General features: G+C 69.0%; 2 protein-coding genes. One reads left to right on the top strand and one right to left on the bottom strand.

Translation table 11 applies throughout. The features are described from left to right. Positions 1–124: 124 nt before the first annotated feature. Complete coding sequence (gene aceE, locus ABT112_RS34770) at positions 125–2,872, bottom strand: pyruvate dehydrogenase (acetyl-transferring), homodimeric type (RefSeq protein ID WP_351515788.1); 2,748 nt, start codon at positions 2,870–2,872, stop codon at positions 125–127. A gap of 546 nt (positions 2,873–3,418) precedes the next feature. Here aceE and ABT112_RS34765 point away from each other — a divergent pair. After that, on the top strand, positions 3,419–3,862 hold the full coding sequence (locus ABT112_RS34765) for a DUF3052 domain-containing protein (protein ID WP_351515787.1): 444 nt from the start codon (positions 3,419–3,421) through the stop codon (positions 3,860–3,862). Positions 3,863–4,056: the final 194 nt, after the last annotated feature.

The raw sequence follows: 4,056 nt of genomic DNA, 5'->3' as shown, positions 1-4,056 counted from the left end.
GGCAGAGAGCACCCGGCCGACCATGAAGGACGTCGCGGCACGCGCCGGCGTCGGACTGAAGACGGTCTCGCGTCGGCATCCGGCCGGGGCGCGCCGTGCGTTCACACGCCGTACAGGCGGGTCCTCACGCGTCGCCGCCCGCGGCGCCCGGGTCGGCCGCCGCCACGTCGAGCAGCTGGTAGCGGTCGATCGCCTGCTTCAGCACCGAGCGGTCGACCTTGCCCTCCTTGGCGAGCTCGGTGAGCACGCCGAGGACGATCGACTGGGCATCGATGTGGAAGAAGCGCCGCGCCGCACCCCGGGTGTCGGCGAAGCCGAACCCGTCCGCGCCCAGCGACTGGTAGCTGCCCGGCACCCAGCGAGCGATCTGGTCCGGAACGGCCCGCATCCAGTCGGACACGGCCACCTTCGGGCCCTCGGCGCTCTGGAGCTTCTGCGTGATGTACGGAACGCGCTGCTCCTCCTCCGGGTGCAGGAGGTTGTGCTCCTCGGTCTCGACCGCGTCGCGGCGCAGCTCGTTCCAGGAGGTCGCCGACCAGACGTCCGCCTTGACGTTCCACTCCTCGGCGAGGATCTGCTGCGCCTCGACCGCCCACGGCACCGCCACACCGGAGGCGAGGATCTGGGCCGGGATCTCGCCCTGCTCGCCCTGGCTGATCCGGTGGATGCCCTTGAGGATGCCCTCGACGTCCACGTCCCCCGGCTCGGCCGGGTGCTGGATCGGCTCGTTGTACACGGTGAGGTAGTAGAAGATGTCCTCGCCGTGCGGGTGCTCGTCGGACGAGCCGTACATCCGGCGCAGACCGTCCTGGACGATGTGCGCGATCTCGTAGCCGTAGGCCGGGTCGTACGCGACGACCGCCGGGTTGGTCGAGGCCAGCAGCTGCGAGTGGCCGTCCGCGTGCTGCAGACCCTCACCGGTCAGCGTCGTGCGGCCCGCGGTCGCGCCCAGCACGAAGCCGCGCGCCAGCTGGTCCGCCATCTGCCAGAACTGGTCACCGGTGCGCTGGAACCCGAACATCGAGTAGAAGACGTACACCGGGATCAGCGGCTCGCCGTGCGTCGCGTAGGACGATCCGGCGGCGATCAGCGAGGACGTGCAGCCCGCCTCGGAGATGCCGTCGTGCAGCATCTGGCCGGTCGGGGACTCCTTGTAGGCCAGGAGCAGCTCCCGGTCCACGGCCTCGTACTGCTGGCCCAGCGGGTTGTAGATCTTCGCCGACGGGAAGAAGGAGTCCATGCCGAAGGTCCGGTACTCGTCCGGAGCGATCAGCACGAAGCGCTTGCCGATCTCCTTGTCCCGCATGAGGTCCTTGAGCAGCCGGACGAACGCCATGGTGGTGGCGATCGACTGCTGGCCGGAGCCCTTCTTGACCGGCGCGTACGCCTTGTCGTCCGGGAGGTTCAGCGGCTTCGACCGCACGACCCGGGTCGGCACGTAGCCGCCCAGACCCTGGCGGCGGTCGTGCATGTACTGGATCTCCTCGGAGTCGCGCCCCGGGTGGTAGTACGGCGGGAGGCCGGACTCCAGCTCCTTGTCCGGGATCGGCAGGTGCAGCCGGTCGCGGAAGCCCTTGAGGTCGTCGACCGTCAGCTTCTTCATCTGGTGGGTCGCGTTGCGGCCCTCGAAGTTCGGGCCGAGCGTCCAGCCCTTGACGGTCTGCGCCAGGATCACGGTCGGCTGGCCCTTGTGGGCCTTGGCCGCCGCGTACGCCGCGTAGATCTTCTTGTGGTCGTGGCCACCGCGGCCCAGGTGCAGGATCTGGTCGTCGGTCATGCCCTCGACCATCTTGCGCAGCCGCAGGTCGTCACCGAAGAAGTGGTCGCGGATGTACGCGCCGGTCTCGGTGGCGTAGGTCTGGAACTGGCCGTCGGGGGTGGTGTTCAGCCGGTTGACCAGCACACCGTCCCGGTCCTGCGCGAGCAGCGGGTCCCAGCTGCGGTCCCAGACCAGCTTGATCACGTTCCAGCCGGCGCCGCGGAAGTACGACTCCAGCTCCTGCATGATCTTGCCGTTGCCGCGCACCGGGCCGTCGAGGCGCTGGAGGTTGCAGTTGACCACGAAGGTCAGGTTGTCCAGGCCCTCACGGGCGGCGATGGACAGCTGGCCGAGCGACTCCGGCTCGTCCATCTCGCCGTCGCCGAGGTAGGCCCACACATGGGACTTGGAGGTGTCCGCGATGCCGCGGGCCTCCAGGTAGCGGTTCATCCGCGCCTGGTAGATCGCGCCCATCGGACCGAGGCCCATGGAGACGGTCGGGAACTCCCAGAAGTCCGGCATCAGCCGCGGGTGCGGGTAGCTGGAGAGGCCGTAGGGGGCCTTCGACTTCTCCTGGCGGAAGGCGTCGAGCTGCTGCTCGTTCAGGCGGTCCAGGAGGTACGCGCGGGCGTAGATGCCCGGCGACGCGTGCCCCTGGAAGAAGATCTGGTCACCGCCGTCGCCCTCGTCCTTGCCGCGGAAGAAGTGGTTGAAGCCCACGTCGTAGAGCGACGCCGAAGAGGCGAAGGTGGCGATGTGGCCGCCGACGCCGATACCGGGACGCTGCGCGCGGGAGACCATCACCGCCGCGTTCCACCGGGTCGCGTTGAGGACCTTGCGCTCGATCTCCTCGTTGCCGGGGAAGAACGGCTCGTCCTTGGTCGCGATGGTGTTCACGTAGTCCGTGCTGCGCATCTCGGGCACGGCCACGCGCTTCTCGCGGGCACGCTCGATCAGGCGGAGCATCAGGTAGCGGGCACGTTCACGGCCCCGCTCGTCGACGGCTGCGTCGAGCGAGTCGAGCCATTCCCCGGTCTCTTCGGGATCAAAGTCCGGGACCTGGCTGGGAAGGCCGCCAATGATGATCGGGTTGCGATCGGATCCGGAAGCCACGCTGTTCCTTCGCTGTTCGGGTCATGCCCTGCGTGTGGTCAGGGCACTCTCTGCTGGTGTCGCGCCGCCTCCCATCGTGTACCTCAGGGGACGGAAACGTCATCTCTACTGGGCGGTAACGCCACTCTGTGAGATTCCGGGCCCTCCGGCAGTCGTGCTGCCATGCGGCCAAATCGCAACCTTACGCCCACGGGTCCGGTGCTCCGGCTGCGGGCGCCGGTCAACCGGAGTTGCCGATTCCGGAATCGGAGCGACCGATTCCGCACTTCCCGGTCGCCCGGAGCCCGTACACCGGTTCCCGGCCCACGGTACGCCCCTGTGAGGTGAATCACCGCGGGCCGTTCCGTCATGATGGGAGATGCGGCAAGAGTCCTCCCATAACGCCCTATGCTCCGCATAACGCCGTATGGGGGCGCCCCCATACGTTTGGGCGGGATCAGTGGCCGGGTACTTGCGCGAACCGCCCGGCCCGTGTGGACTACGCCCAATACCTCGCGTACGCGTGGGGTGACAGGCATCTTCTCGAAATATGACAGGAGGCAATCCGTGAGCGCGACCGCGGACCACGCGGAGGAGCGGACCAACCCTGCCGCCAGGCTGGGTTTCCAGCCCGGACAGGTGGTCCAGGAGCTCGGTTACGACGACGACACCGAGCAGGAGCTGCGTGAGGCCATCGAGGAACTCACCGGTACGGACCTCGTCGACGAGGACTACGACGATGTTGCCGACGCCGTTGTGCTGTGGTTCCGCGACGACGACGGCGACCTGACGGACGCGCTGGTGGACGCCACCACGATGATCGACTCCGGGTCCCCGGTCTGGCTGATGACGCCGAAGACCGGGCGCGACGGATATGTCGAGCCGAGTGACATCGGCGAGGCCGCGCAGACCGCCGGCCTGGCGCAGACCAGCAGCATCAACGCGGGCAAGGACTGGACCGGCAGCCGTCTGGTGACCCCGAAGGCCGCCCGCTCGGGGGGCAAGCGCTAGGCGCTGTCCGGCCGGGCCCGCCCCCGTCCCCGTGGTGCGGCGGCCCGGTGCCGTACGGCACCGGCCCGCCCGTGGCCCCGCCCGCTCGGCCCCGTCCGGTCGGCCCTGCCCGCTCAGCACCGTCCGCCCGGCGGTGGCGGACGACGGCACCGCTGCCCGTACCACCTCCAGCGGCTGGAACGACTTCTCCTGCC

The sequence above is a fragment of the Streptomyces sp. NPDC002055 genome (assembly GCF_040296705.1).
Lineage (GTDB): Bacteria > Actinomycetota > Actinomycetes > Streptomycetales > Streptomycetaceae > Streptomyces.
Note: the sequence above shows the minus strand (reverse complement) of the source record. Positions and strands in the feature narration are given on the sequence as shown.